Raw genomic sequence first — 17,646 nt, forward strand, 5'->3', positions numbered from 1 at the left:
GATTTCCTGGGTTGCAGCGTACAGCTGTTCCGTTTTGGCGGAATTCTATCCCAATCACACAGCAAAGATAAGAGTTTTTGCTCTATCTCTATTCGGGGCCCCGCAGGCGGTTACGAGTCAGGTACAACACGGCCAGTGCCAGCAGGGCCATGAGACCATTGCCGAGCAGCCACAGCGTTGGCTCCAAAGTACCTTCCCGGGCCTGACGCGCTGCCACATCGGTGATCACCAGGGGCGGTATCATCACCAACATCAGCAGGGTGATGTGCAAACTGTTACGGCACAGCACCCCCAATCCCAGGGACAGAGCACAACCCCAAAAAGTGGCCAACACGGTAATGGGCAACAGACCCCAAGGGTAGCCAAGCAGCAGGGTTTGCAGCAGCATCAGCAGACAGATAATCAGGCTGATCAGCCCCAGCAAGCGCAACTGGGCGTGAAAGAATTGCCGTTTGAAGTCATTGAAACCGGCAAAAAGCGGTAACAGCAGCAAGGCATCCAGTGAGCGCCAGCGCATCACCCGGATCCAATGGACCATGGCGCAACCCATGACGCAAAGTTGTACCCAAAGATGTAGCCAACCATAGAGTTTGCTGTTTGTCGACTCCACTGGCATCAGCAACAACACAGAGGTCACCAAGGCCGCCACCAAGGGCAGCAATAGCATCAGCACCAAAAGTGCCGGGCCGGAAAAATAACTCAGGGGAAACAGTAAACGCACCAAACCGGCGCTGCTATTGAACAGACGCCAGGAGGGCAGGGCCAGTCCGCCGGTATTCATACCGTTTTGATACAGGTACTGGGCGCCGCTGCGCCAGGACGTATCCCACAGACGGCGTTCCATGGCCCACATGGCGGGCAGTGCCAAAAGCACGGATAGCCATCCCAGCGCAGGAGCGGCGGCCAGCAGCGGCTTTATCAGCAACAAGGAGAAAAATAGCACCAGTGACAGGTAAAAATTGCCCGGCTTCAGACTGCAGGCCCACAGGAAAGCCATACCTGCCAGCAGCGGCAGCCCAACAAAGCCAACGGATATCCCGGTCAGCAGCGCCAGCATCAATGACAACAGCACCGAGCCCAACATCAGGATCTGCGACTGGCGTCGCACCAGCGCAACAAAGCCCGGACTCAGCAAGCCCCATTCGCTGGCGTGTACCCGGTTCCATTGCCAGGCGATGGCCATACTCATGCCGGACAGGGAAAAGGACAACATCATGCCGACATCTTCGCGGCGCTCCAGCAGCAAGACCGCCAGAACGAATATCAATCCAAACAGCAGCTGCATCCCCAAAAAGCTGGCACTGCCCAGATCCCGGAACCACAGGGACCCAAATCCCCTCAAAACCCTCATGGATGCAGCTCCATAAACAGCTGTTCCAGATTCACCGGCTCGGCGTGGATCAGGCCGGCAAAGGCGTCACCATCGAATCCCTCCACCAACACCCGGTTACCATTGCGGCCCAGTTGAGTCAGGCCCGGTGGCAGGCGGCAGTCTTCCTTTATGGTCAGCAGCCGCAGTGATTCCCGCAGGCCATCGAGGTCGCGCATCAACAGCAACTTGCCGTCCTTGAGCAGCGCCACATGGCTGGCGACCCGCTCCAAATCCGAGGTGATATGGGAAGAGAACAGCACGGCAGAGCCGGATTCCAGCGCCAGTTCAAACAGATCCGCCATAAAACGACGCCTTGCCGAGGGATCCAGGCTGGCGACGGGCTCGTCGAGGATCAGCAATTGCGGTCTATAGGCCATGGCCATGATGATGGCCAGCGATTGACGCTGCCCCACCGACAGCTTGTTCACCTGCGCATTGAGATCCAGCCCAAAGCGCTGCACCCAGGCCTGCTCCAATTGCTTGTCCCACTCGGGGTAGAAACTGGCATGCAACGCCAATGCCCGCGCCACGGTAAAGCCTTCATAGCCGAAATGTTGCTGGGGCACATAGCCTATGCGCGTCTTCAGGGCCGGACTCATGGCCGTCGGTGCCTGCCCCAGGGTGCTGATCTCTCCCCAGTCCGGGCTTAACAAGCCCAAAATACAGCGCATCAGGGTGGTTTTGCCGGCGCCGTTCTTGCCGAGCAGCCCCACCACCATGCCGGGTTCCAGCACCAGATCGACGCCGTCCAGCGCCACCTTGCCGTCAAAACCCTTACGCAGTCCGCTCACCCTGAGCAGAGGCTGTTCAGCCGTTTGCATTTCCATCCTCGTTTGCCTCTTGCTTCCATGTGTCTGAAATGAGTGTCAGCAGCGATGTTTTGTCCAGCCCCAACTGACGTGCCTGCTGCACCAGCGCCAACAATTGGGGCGCCAACAGTTCAGTGCCCGAGTCCTGCTGCTTACGGGGAGCCACCCGGGTCGCCTGACCACGGCGCCGCTCCAGCCAACCTTGATCCACCAACTGCTGAATGGCCCGGGAAACCGTCATGGGGTTGACCGCCAGATATTCGGCAATTTGCCTTACAGACGGCAGAACCTCGTCCACGGCCAGTTGACCACCGACTATCAGTCTGACTATCTGATCATTCAGCTGACGATATATGGGCTCGCCGCTGGAGGGGTTGACATGCAGGAGTTCTAACATTAGCCTTTAGACACTGTATTAATACATTGATACACCGATACACTACTAAACTAGCATAATTGGCCAGGATTGCAAAAAGGAAAGCTCAGATGATTGCAAGGATTAAGACCCCGACCAGGATTGCCCCCCTGGCGGCGTGTGCCACCGCTCTATGGTTATTGGCCTGCGACCCAAGCCAGGCCAGCGAGGTACAGCAACAGGCTACGGGCGCCCCCCAAAGCTGCTATCTGTCCGGCATATCCGACAGGGCAAAGTGTGGCTATGTGGAGGTGCCGGAAAATGCCGCCAAGCCAGAAGGTCGCAAAATACAAGTGCACTATGCGGTGTTGCCGGCCATCAAACCCAGCTTCCCCAATGAGGCGTTTCTGGCCATCGCCGGCGGCCCGGGACAATCGGCCATAGACAATGCGGTTGGCTTTGAGCGCACCTTTGCCGAAATTCGTCAAAGCCGCGACATACTGCTGATAGATCAGCGCGGTACCGGCAGATCAAACCTGCTTAACTGCGACCTGGGCCCCGATGCCATGAGCCTGGCATTCGATGATGAAAAGCTCGATGGCGGCGCCGAGGCAGCCAAGTGTCGCAGCAATCTCGACGCAGATATAGCTCAGTACGGCAGCCGGGCGGCGCTGGAAGACTTCGAGGCGGTGCGCCGGGCTTTGGGCTACGACAAGTTGCATGTCTACGGAATTTCCTACGGCACCCGCATGGCACAGCTGTACCTTAAGCATTATCCCGAGTCTTTGCTGACCGTCACCCTCGACGGCGTAGTGCCCATGCAGCAAAGCGTGCTGGCCATAGGTGATGCCATAGACAGGGCGGTGGAACTTCTGCTGTCGGACTGCGAACAGAACAGCCAATGTCATACCCAATTCCCAGGCCTGCGTAACGAGCTGGCCATGGTCAATCAAAGGCTCGACCAGGCTCCGGTGCGCTTGATGGTGAATCATCCCCGCAGCGGCGAGGCCACCGAGTTTCTGCTGACCCGTAACAAGTTTGCCTCAGTGGTGCGCCTCGCCCTGTATGCCACCAATGTCCGCGCCCTGCTGCCGCTGGCGATTCATCAAGCCGCCGCCGGCAATTATCAGGGGATCCTTGGGCTGCACGGCATGATGCTCGACGGCCTGGATCTGGCCATGGGTATGCACAGCTCTGTGGTGTGTGGTGAAGATATTCCGCTTCTGGATGCCGGCATGCGCAAGCAGCTGTCCGAAAGTTACTATGGCGCCAACATGATCAAGGGCCTGGAAGAAGTCTGTGCACAATGGCCGGTACCCGCAGCCGATGCAGCCTTTGCTGAGGGCGTACGCAGCCAGTTACCCGTGTTGCTGCTGTCCGGCGAAATTGACCCCGCCACCCCACCCCAGTGGGCCGAACTGGCCATGGCTGACATGGGCAACGCCAAGCATCTGGTCGCCCCCTACGCCACCCATGGCGTGGCCCAACAGTCCTGCGGTAACAAGTTGGTGGCCCAATTGGTCAACAGCGGCAGCCTGAAGGACATTCAGGGCGATTGCCTCAATAAGGATGTGCGCCGCAGTTTTTATCTCAACGCCAGCACGGTCGAGCCCCTGACCGCCAACAAGGAATAAGTCATGATCAGAGTCGACGCTTTATATAAAAAAATCGGCACAGTCCAGGCGCTGAACAACCTCAGCTTCCAGGCCGAAGATGGCCATATCACCGGCCTGCTTGGCCCCAATGGTGCCGGTAAAACCACCTGCCTGCGGACAGTTTTTGGCCTGCTCAAGCCCGACAGTGGTACAGCAGAGATCGATGGCATAGACGTGAGTCAGGATCCTTTGGCCGCCAAGCAGCGCCTGGGCTTGTTTCCTGACCCATTTGGCCTGTATGAGCGCCTGACCCCGAGGGAATATGTGCGCTTTTTCGCCGAGCTCTCGGGCATGGATACCCGGTCCGCCAAAGAGGCTACAGCCCGGGTGCTGAGCCAATTGCAGATGGATGAGATAGCCGATCGCCGCTGCAAGGGCTTTTCCCAGGGGCAAAGAATGAAAACCGCCCTTGCCCAGGCCATAGTCCACCAGCCGCGCAACATTATTCTGGATGAGCCCACCCGCGGCCTGGATGTGATGAGCACCCGGGTGCTCAGGGAAATGCTCAAGTCCCTCAGGGCCCAGGGCCACTGCGTGCTGTTTTCCAGCCATGTGATGCACGAGGTCGCCGCCCTCTGTGACCGGGTCATAGTTATGGCCCGCGGGGAAGTGGTTGCCGTAGGTAGCCCTGCCGAGCTCTGTGAGCGCACCGGCCACGATTCACTGGAAGAAGCCTTTATAAAACTGATTGGAACCGACGAAGGGATTGCCGCATGAACGCTATTATCACCCTGTTTCGCAAGGAATTACTGGATGCTGCCCGCGACAGGCGCTCCGTGATGGCCGGCCTGTATTACGCCATAGGTACGCCGCTTATTATGTGCGGCCTGTTTCTGGTGCTGATCAACAAGCTCTCCAGCCCGGACGATCTCTTTATCCATATAGACAATGCCAACGGCGCCCGTGACCTGGTGCATTACCTGGAAAACCAGGGCATCAGCCACTCGGATGAAGACAAGGCCAAACCTATCAGACTGATCATAGGTGACGAATATGCGGCGCAGATGGCCAAGGGCATGCCGGCCGAAATCATCATAGAAGCCGACAACTCGGATGAGAAATTGCAAAAATCCATCCGCCGCCTGCAAACCCAACTGCAAAATTACAGCAGCGAGATGGGTAGCCTGCGACTGATTGCCCGCGGCATAGACCCCAGGGTGGTCATGCCTTTGAAGGTGGAGTTGCACGACGAAGCCACCGCCGATTCCAAGGCCGGCATGATCCTGGGCCTGGCGCTCTTTACCATGATCTACTCGGTGTTTATCTCGGGAATGAACCTGGCCATAGACACCAGCGCCGGTGAGCGGGAACGCAACTCCCTGGCGCTGCTGCTGAGCCACCCCCTGAGCACCCGGCAACTGGTGCTGGCCAAGGCGATGGCGGTCACCTGTTTTGCCATGCTGGGCCTGGCCCTGATCCTGCTGGTGTCCAAGTTTGCCTACAGCCTGGTGCCCTGGCACAAGCTGGGCTTTTCCATCACCCTGGATCCGACCTTCATCGCCCTGATCCTGCTGGTGGGTCTGCCCATAGCCCTGCTGGCCTCCACCCTGCAACTGGCGGTGTCCTTTTTGGCCAAAACCTTCAAGGAAGCCCAGTCCTACCTGACCATGGTGCTGATAGTGCCGTTGGCGCTGTCGATGACAGCCGCCTACGACATAGCCCCGGATGTGCTCTACTGGTTGCCGATTTCGGGCCAGCAACAGGCGCTGATGGCCTTCGTCAAGGGCAAGGACCTGCCGCTGCTGCAGCTGTTGGTCACCTCCGGCGGTACCCTGCTGCTGTCGCTGCTGCTGTTGTTGTTTATGGAACGCTCGCTCAAGAGCGAAAAAGTGGTGTTCGGGCTCTAAGCGGGCCCGGCACTTTCACTCTGGAGGACATTGATTATGGATAAGCTCACCGCAGTCACAATGATCATGATGACGGCCTTTGGCGCCCAGGTGCTGACTAACTACTGGCGCCGCAGGCCGGCGGCCACGGCCGAAATTAACAGCCTGAGAGAAGAGAATCAGGCCCTTAAGCAAAGGATTGCGGCGCTGGAAGCCATAGTCACAGCGCCCGATTACGAACTGAAACGCGAGTTGAGTCGCCTTTAAGGCCGAATCAGGGAGAACAAGCATGGGATGGCAAATCAGTTTCTGGATTCTGGCAGCAATACTGGTGTTGCCTCTACCTTTTAAGCTGCTTGGCTATTTCAGCGGCAAGGATGACAGCCCGGTCTGGGTTAAGCTGGAGGAATTGGCCAACGCGGGTTTTATGGCCTTGGGGTTATTGGCATTCCACGGCTTTATAGAGCAAACACCATATCTGACTCCCGGCATTTGGGCCGGTTGGCTGGTACTGGCCTTGCTGTGGAGCCTGGCATCCCTGTTCTGGTCCCCCAAGCTTAGGTATGCCGCCGATTTGCTGGGGGTTAAACACATGCGAGTCCTGGCGGCATTCAGTACCTTGTTATTTGCCCCATTGTTTGTCGCTGTTTGGCTATATATCAGCCACTGGCCGGGAACTGCATAAGGTTTAGCTGCCACTGTCCAGCGCCCTCAGCGCCTTGTCCTGTTCCCTGGTCAAAGGATAAATGCGCTCGATACGGCATTGGGGCACAGGGGTGTCGACCGTGGCCACGGAATCAAATTTGGCCATCAGGGAAGTGGAAAGTTGCTGCTTAAGCAACAGGCTCTGGGAATAGGTCAGATCCGGACAGCGGCTGCCGAGTGCGAGCAGATAGGCCTTGAATGGTGAGGTCCGCACCATCAAGTGCCATTCACCGAGAGAGGCCCAACTGTCGAGGCGAAAGGTAGTGATATTATCTACCGGCTGCAGCTGCCACTCGTCAATCTTGGCCTCTACCTGGGTTTTCCACTCTTCCCGACTGAGATGAGTACTGCATCCGGTCACCGACATAATGATCAGACTTAACATGGCGGTCAGGGCCAGACCGCCCATAGTGTTGCTTTGTCGCATTTGATACTCCCGATTATTCACGCCAACCTTGAGTGTAGAACCAAGTATCTACCATGGCATAGTCAGGATTGCGCCCTTAGTTCCTCTGGCTCAGCAGGCTGCTGTTCGCCTGTTCCCGGGGTGCATCAACCTCTGCGCTTTGCAGTTCCAGGCTGATGGCCAAGCGGGTTTCGGCCGCAATCCGTGCCAGGGAAGCCTCCAGCTGGTTGGACAATTCACGGCCCACATCAGCAACCAGATGGGTGGTGACATTGCCATGGCCTGCCAGATCGAAACCAAAGCTGTCGTTGGCGTTGGCGTTGGCGTTGGCGTTTACGCTGGTGAATACCAGACCGGCGGTAAAGATGATGCTCTTGATACTGTACTTGTTCATGGGTCACTCCTTGATTGGGATTAAGGTCTTGCTTTACCTGGATATATCAAGAGCCGTGCCAAAATCATAAGCGATTGATTACATTTAGCATTTACTTATCTTGGACAACAGATATGTCCGCGGCGGACAGGGGTTAATGCGACCGCCGGACTGTCCGACTGTCCGCAGCGGACAGGAAAACGGCCCAGCCCAGGCGTATGCAGGATCTTTACGCAGACAAAAAAAGTCCCGCAGCCGCGGGACTTTTAAGAGGCAAACAGCCCTTAATCCAATCGTTTATTAAACCTCAGGCTGGCGACCGTTAAACCGAACAGGGTGAAGCCCATCAGCCACAGCGCGTCGTACCCCAGGTCCATCACTTGGGCATCCCTGAGCACTATGGCGCGGGCCATGCGCATAAAGTGGGTGGCCGGCAGGGCCTCGGCAATCCACTGGGCCGGCACCGGCATGGCTTCATAGGGAAACATGAAACCGGACAGCAGGATCGACGGCAGCAAGATAAAGATGGTCAACTGCATCGACTGCAACTGGGTCTTGGCTATGGTGGAAATCACCAGTCCCAAAGTCAGGCTGGCGAGAATAAACAGCATGGCCGCCAGGGCTATGGAGTCCAAGCCACCGCGGATGGGCACATCAAACACCAGATGACCGGCACTGAGAATGATGGACACCTGAATAAAGCCCACCAGCACATAGGGCAAGATCTTGCCCAGCATCAACTCCAGCGGTTTCACCGGGGTGGTGATCAGAAATTCCATATTGCCCTGCTCCCGCTCCCGCACTATGGCGGCGGAGGTGAACATCACCATGGTCATGGTCAGGATCACCCCCAGCAGGCCCGGGACAATGTTGACCACAGTGCGCTGCTCCGGGTTAAAGTACTGCACCACCTCAAAGCTGGGTACCGTAGTGGCCTGGGGCTTCAACATGACCTCAGCCAGCGGCATCTGCCGCAGCGAACGTATGGCCGAGGCCACCACTGTATCCGAGCCATCCACCAGCCACTGGCCCACGGGCTCGGCAAAGTAATGACCACCAGCGGCCGCCGGATGGCGCACCAGACGCTCACCGAGATCCGCTGGCAGCACCAGCACCGCCTTGACCTTACCGGCGGTAATGGCCGCCTCGGCCGCCACCACAGTGTTGTAGGTATCTTTGAAGTCCACCACCTGGGTGGCGGTCACGGCCTGCAGCACGGCGCGGCTGTAACTGGAATTGCTGAGATCCACCACGGCAGCGGGCAGATGGCGCGCATCGGTGTTGATGGCATAGCCGAACAGGGTTAGCTGCACCAAGGGGATCATCACTATCATGCCGAAGGTCATGCGGTCCCGTGATAGCTGGCGCAACTCCTTGATAAGGATTGCGAGGATACGACTAAACATGCTGACCTCCAGCGGCACGGCTGCCGGTACAGGTAACAAACACATCTTCCAGACTGGGCCGCACCTCGTCCATATGGCGCCCGCCGACCTTGGGGGCCAGCCAGCTCAGGGGGTCGCTGATATCACTTCGCACCAATACCCGCAGACGGCTGCCGATTTGGGCCGCCGACAGCACGGCATCGTCCGTCAGCAGCTGCTGCTTGAGCTTGCGCAAGTCGTCACCGGCCACTTCCACCACCCGGGCCCCCATGTCCTGCATCAGTTGCTGCGGAGAACCATCGGCGCGCTTGATGCCGCGCTCCAAAATCGCCAACCCATGGCAGCGCTCGGCCTCATCCATGTAGTGGGTCGACACCAAAATGGTGGTGCCCAGGGCACAAAGGTCGAATAAACGTTCCCAGAATTCCCGGCGGTTTTCCGGATCCACCGCCGAGGTGGGTTCATCGAGGAACAAGAGCTCGGGTTCGTGCATGGTTGCCGCCGCCAGCGCCAACCGCTGCTTTTGACCGCCACTCATGGAACCGGCCATCTGGGTTTCACGGCCATGGAGATCGTACAGCGCCAGCAATTGCTCTATGCGCTCCCTGGCATGCCGCAGCGGCAGGCCATAGATCTGGGCCACGAACCGCAGGTTTTCCAGCACGGTCAGGTTTTCATACAGGGAAAACCTCTGGGTCATGTAGCCGATACGACGCCTGAGCCTTTCTTCGGCCCCGGGCAGGGTTTCCCCCAGCACCCGGATCTCGCCTTCAGTGGGTCGCAGCAGGCCGGTCAACATGCGGATCGAGGTGGACTTGCCGCAACCGTTGGGCCCCAGGAATCCGTATATGCTGCCGCGGGGAATGGCCAGGTCGACCCCATCCACCGCCTTGAGCGCGCCGAAGCTGCGGCTCATACCGCGGGTTTCCACGGCAAACTCGCCTGCGTTCATTGGGGCAACTCCACTTCGATGGCCAGGCCGCTGGGCAACTCAGCGCCTTGGGGCAAATCTATGTCCGTCAGGTACATCAACTGGGCACGGTCGCGCTCGTTAAGGGCATAGAAGGGGGTGTAGGCCGGCTGACTGCGCACCTTGCGCACCTTGCCGGTCAAGGCATCCGCCCTGCCATCCACTCGGATCTGAACCTCGGCGCCGGGAAGCATTTTGTCGAGGTAAGGTGCGGGCAGATAAATCCGTACAAAGGGCCGGTTCTTGGCCAGCAGGCCTACAAGCTGGGTGCCGACGGCGACCCTGTCACCCGCCCGCCAGGGGAGCAGGTCGACCACGGCATCCTGGGCCGCCACCAAATGCAGGTCCGCCAGCGCTTTTTGTTCCAGTGCCAATTGGGCTTCGGCGGCAGCCACAGCGGCCCTGGCTTGATCCAGCTGCTCGCTGCGGGTGCCATTTTCCAGCTCACGTAGTGCCTGGGTGGCACTGTCGCGGGCAGCAATGGCCGTGTCCCTGGCGGCACGGGCACCGTCGAGATCAGCCTGGGTCAACACCTTATCCTTAAAGAGCCTGGCGGTGCGCTCGTATCTTGACTCGGCTTCAGTGAGCGTGGCCTCGGCGCCACTCACCTTGGCGCGGGCCTGGGCCAGAGCCTCAATGCGGGCCCCCTTTAATAACTCGGCCAATTGAGCCTCGGCCCTGGCCAGTTCGGCCCGGCGCAGCGCCAGCCTGGCCTGCACCGCAGTGTCATCCAGCTCCAGCAGCAAGGTTCCGGCCTTGACCTCATCTCCTTCATGCACATGGACGGCACGGATCAGCTCCCCCACCGGGGCCGTCAGGGTCAGGCGATCCCGCTCAACTGTGCCATATACCCTGGGCGCTTCCTGTTGGCAGGCGCTGAGCAACAACAAGGCAACCAACGACAAGACTCTCATTCTGACTTCTCCACGGGCTGCAAGATGCCCTGTTGTAACACTTTGATATGGTGTGGGATCAGGGCCATAAGCCCCTCGGGATTCAGGGTGACCCCCAGTTGGCCCACCAACACGGGCGGCGCCAGCAGGGGAAACACCATCAAACTGACCAGGCTCAGGCGCGCCAGATCGGGGTCAACGCCTTCGCGCAATTGGCCCGAATCCACCAGCGCCTGGGTTACCCAGCGACGGGACAGTTGAATGACTTCCTGGAAAATGGACAGCAGTATACGATAAGGCTCAGAGCCTTCGTCTTCGCGCAGCACCCGCAGCACCAGACGTGGCAGGCCGGGATGGGCGCCGATGGCCTGATAGTACACCCGCATCAGGGTCGCCAGATCGCCCGGGGCATCGGTCTCGCTCAACTGCCGAAACCGGGCCAGCACGGGGGCCATGGTTTCACGCACCATCTGCTCGAACAGGCCAGATTTGCCACCAAAGTAATAGCGGATCATGGCCGCATCGACTTCGGCCTCACGGGCGATTTCCCGGGTGGAGACGCCCTGGAAACTGCGCTGGCTGAACAGCTGCCTGGCGGCCTGGATCAGCCGGACACGGGCGTCTGAATCCCCCTTGGGGCGGCCGGGAGTTTGGGACATGGCGGACCTCTTCCAATAAATTCATCTCTTGATGAACATACTAGTGAAGATCCGCACATAACGGCAGCGGTAAAATTCCTCAATTACCGCTGTTTTGCTGAATTAATCCGCCAGTTGCCGGCGAATATGGGCAGGAAAAAATACCGAAAATAACAAAGAGGCGATGGTCCAGCTGAGCAACAGGCTCCAAAGATCGTGGGACAGGAAGTGGGCACCGCGGAACTCCTGGCACAGGGCAAATATCAGTCCCATGCCCAACACGGCCTGCAATACCAGCTTGCGATAACGGGGAGCATAAACAGCGGCAAAGTAATAAGTACAAATCCAGGCAAAGGCGCCACTGGAATGGCCACCGGGAAAGCATTGACCACCAACGTCCCTGGTACCAAGACTCCAGGGAAAGGGCACATAGGGGAGCTTGCCGCCGAATTGCAGCAGATCCCAGGGACAACTGACATTGGTCAGATTCTTGCCCAGGCGCACCAGCATCACGCTGGAAAGCACGCATAAAAACAAGTAGTAAAAGCCACGGCGATAGGGCTTCAGGCTTTCGCGGAAATGGCTGGCACCCAGGGCCAGCAGCAAACCCAGCCCCATCAGGCCCACCAGATTTCGGCCTCCCGTATGCAACACGCCGTCGGTAAACCACCAGTGGCGCAGTCCCCAGGTATTTACGCCGCCCTCTAGATGAAACATCCATTGGGCCAGCTGGATATCCACCCCAAAATGCTCAATGGCACCCAGCAGGCACAGCACAGCAAATACAGGTAAGACTAAATGGCTCACCCACCAGCGCGATGTAACCGCGACAAGGGCCGCCTCCGGGGCTTTTACGACATGCATATGGTTTCTCTTGTTGAGCGCCTGCCTCAAGCGCAGACCATTGCATTAGTAAACTTTCATGGAACTAAGTTCCCGGCTCAGACGAAAGTTGTGCAGCGATTCAGTTTTCAAGCAGCCGATCAAGACAGCGCACCACTTGCAGACTGGCGCGCTCCATGCTGTCCAATTGCTTAACCATTTCTTTAAGTTGACCTTTTTCTCTCGCCTTGAGCGCCTGGCGTCCGGCATCGTGCACCTGTCGGTGCGGGCTATCCAGCTCACGGAAACCGGGTTTGTTTTGGTACTGCTCAGCCCCCAAGCCCTGAAAATACCATTTGCCCAAGCGGCAACTGGTGTGGTCGTTAACGGATTCCGAGAACTTTTGTTGCTCAATCAGGCGATAGATATTGTTTTTCCATACCGCATGGTCAAGCTTGGTGGTGTTGAGAAAAGCTGTGTCGGCTGCCATCTGGATGACTTCCTGCATCTGATGGCTCTTGCTCAGCACTTCGTTGACCACGGCATGGATCTGGGTGGAAGAGGTCGCCACCTCGGCCGCGCTGGCCTGATTTTCATCGATGATCAGTTTAATCCCCGCCGCCTGCTCCACTATCTGTCGTACCAGGGATTCAATCTGACTGCTGGCTTCGTGTGCCTTGCTGGCCAGTTGCCTGACTTCGTCCGCCACCACGGCAAAGCCCCGCCCGGCTTCGCCGGCGCGGGCCGCTTCAATGGCCGCGTTCAGTGCCAGCAGATTGGTCTGTTCGGAGATCCCCTGGATAGCCGCCACAAAACGGCTGATGGCAGAGGTGGTACCATCCAATTGCTCCACGGCACTGCGACTGCGCAACGCCTCGCTGTTGATCTTTTCGGCCCGCTCTCCCAGGCGTTCGATTGCGGTACGGGTCTGGCCAAACAGCTGTTCCAGCTCCCCCAGTGCGGCCTTTTCCTGCATCAGATGTTCGGCGCTGACAGCCAGGCCCTCACGCACCGTCTGCAGCATGTCGCCGCCCTGGTTTTGACAGGCAATCACCTGGTTGAATTGGTCGGCCGTTTCTCTGGACGCCAACTGTGCCTGCTCATATTCGCCTATGGTAGCCCTGAGTTCAGCCAAGGTTTGCTCATGTTGCTGTTGCTGTTGCGCCAATTGCTGCTTAAGTGCAAGATTTTCTGCTTTCAGTCGCCTGCCAAACCACATCAGGGAACACTCCATTTATTTCGCGGGGCATAAGTATATCCGCATCCACTGATGGGCCCCAGCACCCGGATCTCAACCTGAAGCAGAAACCGGATATCCCTTTGTCAAAAAGTGATCCGTGTCACCCTTGGACAAAGGGATCACAATCAGGCGGGCCATAACATCCTGGTTACAACTTTGCACAACTTAACGTTTATCATACTGATAAAGTCTGCTATATCTGAGAAACTTTGGACCACATTTTCTCTCCGAGCCGGACAGCCGAAGGCCAATGCAGAAGTTAAAGCAACAATTCAATATACGGGCCCAATGGGTACGCTGGCTGGTGCTGCTACTGTCTTTGCTGGTCACAACGACCTTTGCCTGGAAGCTGCAACACAGCCAGGATAAAGCCCAGCAGGCCGAGCTGACCTTCTTGTTGCGCTCCCAGGGCGCTCTGTTGCAACAAAAGATAAACCATGCCCTGGCAACGCCATCCATCTTCAGAGCCATAGTGGCAACCGACACAGTATCCGAGCCCCTGTTCAACGCTCTGGCCAGGGAGCTGCTGGAAAACTTCGATGGCTCTGAAAGTGTTCAGCTGGCCCCCAAGGGCATAATCCAATATGCCTTTCCGCCGGGGGTGGATGACAGCGTGATAGGCCATGATCTGTTCAACACCCACGGCAAGCGCGATTACCAGCCTGGCATGATGCAATCCATAAAAACCGGCCAAGTGGTGCTCGATGGCCCCCGGGAACTGTACCAGGGAGGTCGGGCCATCATTGCCCGCCAGCCCCTTTATCAAGGGGATGAGTTTTGGGGCTTTTCCATTGTGATATTGAGGTTTCCCGAGTTTCTCGGACTTGATGCCCTGACGACGAAAGAAGGCCGGGAGCTGAGTTTCGATATCTGGCTCAAGCAGGAGCAAAAGTACCGCTCACTGCTCAATTACCAGAATATTGAAGACTTTAGCGCTGCGGAACGTCTGCCATTGACGGTCGCAGACCAGCAGTGGGAGCTGGGGATCCGCCAGCAATATCCGCTGTGGGCACCGGCGTTGGTGCTCAAACTGTTTTTGGCACTCTTGGTCAGCCTGGTGTTTGCCGAACTGTGTCGGGCCCTGTACCTGCTCAGGGCCCACAAGCACTCGCTGCTGGCATTGGTCAATGAGCAAACGGTGCAAATCCGTCAGCGGGAGCAAAGCCTGGAACGGGCCCAGCAGGCCGCCAGTATCGGCAGCTGGCAGTATTTTCCTGATGCCGACCACAAGGAGTTTTCACCCCAGGGATTGCGTACCCTGCAACTGCATCAGCCTCTGACCCATGCCCAACTCATGCAGCAAATTGCGCCGGCGCACAGAGCCGACTACCAAAAGTTTATGGAATACCATGGTTTGGACACCATCTGCGTCGAGTACGAACTGCAACTGCACCAGGGCAGCATCTGGCTGAGGGAATACGCCCAATGGAGTGAATCGGATGCCTGCCTGGTAGGCACAGTGCAGGACATTACCGCCGAGCTGGAACTGCAACGCAAAATTTGGCGCCAGGCCAATGTCGACCAGCTGACCGGCCTCAAGAACAAGAACTACCTGCTCAATCTCTCCGAAGAAAAACTCAACCTGATGAAGGCCGACGTCAGCAATATTCTGGTGGCGGTATTCGATATAGATCACCTTAATCGAATCAACGACAGTCTGGGGATCCGCTATGGCGACCAACTCTTGTTACAGGTGGCCCATAGGCTCAAGGAAAAGGTCGGCCATGCGGGCACTGTGTTCAGGCTTGCCGGCGATGAATTTCTGGTGGGCTTCGAGTTGACTGAACAGAGTCAACCGGAAGCCCTAATCAAATTATTACAGCAGATTACTGTGCAACCCTTTGTGCTGTTTGACAGCAGCAGGTTTATTACCGCCAGCATTGGCTGGGCCCTGTGGCCCAGAGATGGCCAGAGCATCGCGGAAATTCTGGTGGCCTGTACCCTGGCCGCTCACAAGGCCAAGCTGCAAGGGCGCAACATGAGCCTGGAATACGCCCCAGAGATGACCGAAGCCGCGCGCCTGCGGGACAATCTGGAAGCCGAATTGCGGGCTGCCCTGCTGCAGGATCAAATGCACATGCTGTATCAGCCGATAGTCAACGCCGCCACCGGCAAGCTGGAAAGCCTGGAAGCCCTGATCCGCTGGCATCACCCCAAATTGGGCCTGGTGTCGCCGGATAAGTTCATTCCCATAGCCGAAGAATCCGGGTTGATTCTCGGTCTGGGGCAGTGGATTTTTGAAACCGTTGCCAGGGATTGCCATCTGTTACGACAAACATTGGGCCCCGGAGTGCGCTGCTCCATCAACGTCTCCCGGGTGCAGTTGGTGGACAGCAACTTCAGCCATTATGTCAGCCGCAATCTGTTATCCCGGTTTCCAAAAGATCAGCAATTGACCTTCGAAATCACCGAATCGGCACTGATCCGCGACAGCGAACGGGCCGCCGACTCCATCAATGCCCTGTGCTCGCCGCAATTGGCCTTCGCCATTGACGACTTTGGCGTCGGCTATTCATCGCTGTCGAGTTTAAGGGAGTTCAAGGTCAGCAACCTCAAGATAGACAAGAGCTTCATCAGCCACTGTACCCACAATGCCAGCGACCGCACCCTGCTGAACGCCATGATAGAAATGGCCCACAGTCTTGGCATGACGACCACAGCCGAAGGAATTGAAACCGAAGAACAGCGCGCGCTGCTGCAAGAGCTTGGATGCGATCTGTTGCAGGGTTACCTGTTCAGCCGCCCCGTGTCCATAGAGGAAATCGCCGCCCATGGTTGGTTCTATCCCGTAAATCAACTTAAGGTCGCCACCCTTTAGCAGGCGCAATATTCGGCAAACGGTACCTTGCGGTTAGGTAAAAAGGCGGCTTGTCGTTAGCATTGGTGCACTTTTCAGACCCACACTTTGGGAGCCCTGACCCATGTTTAATTTCAACTATCGCAACCCAACCCACATAGTGTTTGGCCGGGACAGACTGAGCGAGCTTGATAAGCTTGTTCCCGCCAATGCCCGGGTACTGGTGCTGTACGGTGGTGGCAGCGTCAAACGCTTCGGCACCCTGGCGCGGGTACTCCATGCCCTGGGTAACAGAACCGTGTTCGAGTTTGGTGGCATTGAGGCCAATCCCCAATACCACACCCTGATGCAGGCGGTGGAGCTGGTACGGCGCGAATCCATCGATTTTCTGCTGGCAGTCGGGGGCGGCTCGGTAATGGATGGAACCAAATTCATTGCCGTCGCTGCGCCATTTGAGGGGGATACCAGTTCTCTGCTGTACCATGGATTCAATCCGGCTCCCGCCACCAAGGTGCTGCCTCTGGGCATAATAGCCACCCTGCCGGCCACCGGGTCCGAAATGAACCCCTATGCCGTGATCAGCCACAACAATGGCAAACATTCCCTCAGTCACGCCGAGCTGTTCCCCCAGTTTTCGCTGCTCGATCCCAGCCTCAGCTTCAGCCTGCCACCCATCCAGGTCGCCAACGGAGTGGTGGATGCCTTCGTGCATGTGCTGGAGCAATATGCCACCTACCCTGTGAATGCCAGGGTGCAGGACAGGTTTGCCGAGGGCATATTGCGCACCCTGATTGAAATCGGGCCCCAAACAGTCGCAGAACCGGACAATTATGATGCCCGGGCCAATCTGATGTGGAGCGCCACCTGTGCCCTCAATGGCATGCTGGGGGTGGGTGTCCCCATGGACTGGACCAGCCATATGATAGGCCATGAATTGACCGCCCTGTTCGGCATAGATCACGCCCAAACCCTGGCAATACTGCTACCGGCCGTTTGGACCGAACGCAAATCCCAAAAGCATGCCAAGCTGCTGCAATATGCTGAACGGGTCTGGGACATCCATGAAGGAGACGAACAAAGCAAGGTGCTGGAAGCCATAGCCCGCACCCGTGACTTTTTCGAACGCCTGGGACTGAAAACCCGTTTACGGGATTACGGTGTCGCTCGCCCGGATATAGACAGGGTCATACAAGCGCTGGATCAGCACGGCATGCATACCCTGTCGGAGCGGGGTGATATTAATCTGGAGATCAGCCGCAGGATCCTCGAGCTGGCCTGGTAAGCCCAGGGCGGCTCTTACGGGCCGCCGCGCAACTCCAAATAAAATAAGATGATCTTTGCTTAATTCAACCTTAAGATAACGAGTTCTTAACCCCCCCATCCCAAGCCGTAGCGGACAT

At 57.5% G+C, this 17,646-nt stretch carries 18 protein-coding genes and 1 pseudogene; 7 read left to right on the plus strand and 12 right to left on the minus strand.

What is annotated here, in order from left to right; all coding sequences use genetic code 11:
- Window positions 1–88: 88 nt before the first annotated feature.
- From JYB85_RS18610 to JYB85_RS18620, 3 genes are read right to left on the minus strand one after another with little or no spacing between them, the layout of a single operon-like run.
- A complete protein-coding gene (locus tag JYB85_RS18610; protein ID WP_207380480.1) occupies window positions 89–1,351 on the minus strand; it encodes a hypothetical protein in 1,263 nt (420 codons plus the stop codon).
- Window positions 1,348–2,193, minus strand: coding sequence for an ABC transporter ATP-binding protein (locus JYB85_RS18615; RefSeq protein ID WP_407695905.1), 846 nt, complete (start codon window positions 2,191–2,193; stop codon window positions 1,348–1,350). Before JYB85_RS18615 ends, JYB85_RS18610 begins: the two co-directional genes overlap by 4 nt.
- Window positions 2,180–2,578 (minus strand): GntR family transcriptional regulator, encoded by a 399-nt coding sequence (locus JYB85_RS18620; protein ID WP_207380482.1) that lies wholly within the window; start codon window positions 2,576–2,578, stop codon window positions 2,180–2,182. Before JYB85_RS18620 ends, JYB85_RS18615 begins: the two co-directional genes overlap by 14 nt.
- Before the next feature lie 89 nt (window positions 2,579–2,667).
- Between JYB85_RS18620 and JYB85_RS18625 the strand changes: the two genes are divergently transcribed.
- From JYB85_RS18625 to JYB85_RS18645, 5 genes are read left to right on the plus strand one after another with little or no spacing between them, the layout of a single operon-like run.
- Window positions 2,668–4,170: an alpha/beta hydrolase gene (locus JYB85_RS18625; protein WP_207380483.1), complete on the plus strand. Its 1,503-nt coding sequence runs from the start codon at window positions 2,668–2,670 to the stop codon at window positions 4,168–4,170.
- Window positions 4,171–4,173: 3 nt separating this feature from the next.
- Window positions 4,174–4,908 carry an ABC transporter ATP-binding protein gene (locus tag JYB85_RS18630; RefSeq protein ID WP_207380484.1) on the plus strand — a complete coding sequence of 245 codons (735 nt, stop codon included), beginning with the start codon at window positions 4,174–4,176 and terminating at the stop codon, window positions 4,906–4,908.
- Window positions 4,905–6,038: an ABC transporter permease gene (locus tag JYB85_RS18635; protein WP_207380485.1), complete on the plus strand. Its 1,134-nt coding sequence runs from the start codon at window positions 4,905–4,907 to the stop codon at window positions 6,036–6,038. The genes JYB85_RS18630 and JYB85_RS18635 overlap by 4 nt, the downstream gene beginning before the upstream one ends.
- A gap of 36 nt (window positions 6,039–6,074) precedes the next feature.
- Window positions 6,075–6,284, plus strand: coding sequence for a hypothetical protein (locus tag JYB85_RS18640; RefSeq protein ID WP_207380486.1), 210 nt, complete (start codon window positions 6,075–6,077; stop codon window positions 6,282–6,284).
- A 22-nt stretch (window positions 6,285–6,306) separates the two neighbouring features.
- The gene (locus tag JYB85_RS18645; RefSeq protein ID WP_207380487.1) at window positions 6,307–6,702 is read left to right on the plus strand and encodes a hypothetical protein; all 396 of its coding nucleotides are present in this window, start codon (window positions 6,307–6,309) and stop codon (window positions 6,700–6,702) included.
- Window positions 6,703–6,705: 3 nt separating this feature from the next.
- On the opposite strand, the gene JYB85_RS18650 is transcribed toward JYB85_RS18645, so the two are convergent.
- The 9 genes and pseudogenes from JYB85_RS18650 to JYB85_RS19090 all read right to left on the minus strand — a co-directional run.
- Window positions 6,706–7,149, minus strand: coding sequence for a DUF6491 family protein (locus tag JYB85_RS18650; protein ID WP_207380488.1), 444 nt, complete (start codon window positions 7,147–7,149; stop codon window positions 6,706–6,708).
- A gap of 76 nt (window positions 7,150–7,225) precedes the next feature.
- Entirely contained in the window at window positions 7,226–7,522 is a 297-nt protein-coding gene (locus JYB85_RS18655) for a hypothetical protein (RefSeq protein WP_207380489.1), read from the minus strand.
- A 263-nt stretch (window positions 7,523–7,785) separates the two neighbouring features.
- Complete coding sequence (locus tag JYB85_RS18660) at window positions 7,786–8,907, minus strand: ABC transporter permease (RefSeq protein ID WP_207380490.1); 1,122 nt, start codon at window positions 8,905–8,907, stop codon at window positions 7,786–7,788.
- On the minus strand, window positions 8,900–9,838 hold the full coding sequence (locus JYB85_RS18665) for an ABC transporter ATP-binding protein (RefSeq protein WP_207380491.1): 939 nt from the start codon (window positions 9,836–9,838) through the stop codon (window positions 8,900–8,902). The genes JYB85_RS18660 and JYB85_RS18665 overlap by 8 nt, the downstream gene beginning before the upstream one ends.
- A complete protein-coding gene (locus JYB85_RS18670) occupies window positions 9,835–10,770 on the minus strand; it encodes an HlyD family secretion protein (RefSeq protein WP_207380492.1) in 936 nt (311 codons plus the stop codon). The genes JYB85_RS18665 and JYB85_RS18670 overlap by 4 nt, the downstream gene beginning before the upstream one ends.
- Window positions 10,767–11,408, minus strand: coding sequence for a TetR/AcrR family transcriptional regulator (locus JYB85_RS18675; protein WP_207380493.1), 642 nt, complete (start codon window positions 11,406–11,408; stop codon window positions 10,767–10,769). The genes JYB85_RS18670 and JYB85_RS18675 overlap by 4 nt, the downstream gene beginning before the upstream one ends.
- Before the next feature lie 102 nt (window positions 11,409–11,510).
- A complete protein-coding gene (locus JYB85_RS18680; RefSeq protein ID WP_207380494.1) occupies window positions 11,511–12,251 on the minus strand; it encodes a phosphatase PAP2 family protein in 741 nt (246 codons plus the stop codon).
- Between the two features lie 100 nt (window positions 12,252–12,351).
- Entirely contained in the window at window positions 12,352–12,717 is a 366-nt protein-coding gene (locus JYB85_RS19085) for a CZB domain-containing protein (protein WP_407695906.1), read from the minus strand.
- A gap of 33 nt (window positions 12,718–12,750) precedes the next feature.
- Window positions 12,751–13,443: pseudogene (locus JYB85_RS19090) on the minus strand (methyl-accepting chemotaxis protein); the annotation flags it as partial.
- A 256-nt stretch (window positions 13,444–13,699) separates the two neighbouring features.
- Here JYB85_RS19090 and JYB85_RS18690 point away from each other — a divergent pair.
- Window positions 13,700–16,267, plus strand: a complete 2,568-nt coding sequence (locus tag JYB85_RS18690; protein WP_207380496.1) for a bifunctional diguanylate cyclase/phosphodiesterase — start codon at window positions 13,700–13,702, stop codon at window positions 16,265–16,267.
- A 103-nt stretch (window positions 16,268–16,370) separates the two neighbouring features.
- Window positions 16,371–17,528 (plus strand): iron-containing alcohol dehydrogenase, encoded by a 1,158-nt coding sequence (locus JYB85_RS18695; protein WP_207380497.1) that lies wholly within the window; start codon window positions 16,371–16,373, stop codon window positions 17,526–17,528.
- Window positions 17,529–17,646 lie beyond the last annotated feature (118 nt).

The organism is Shewanella sedimentimangrovi (genome assembly GCF_017354965.1).
Lineage (GTDB): Bacteria > Pseudomonadota > Gammaproteobacteria > Enterobacterales > Shewanellaceae > Shewanella > Shewanella cyperi.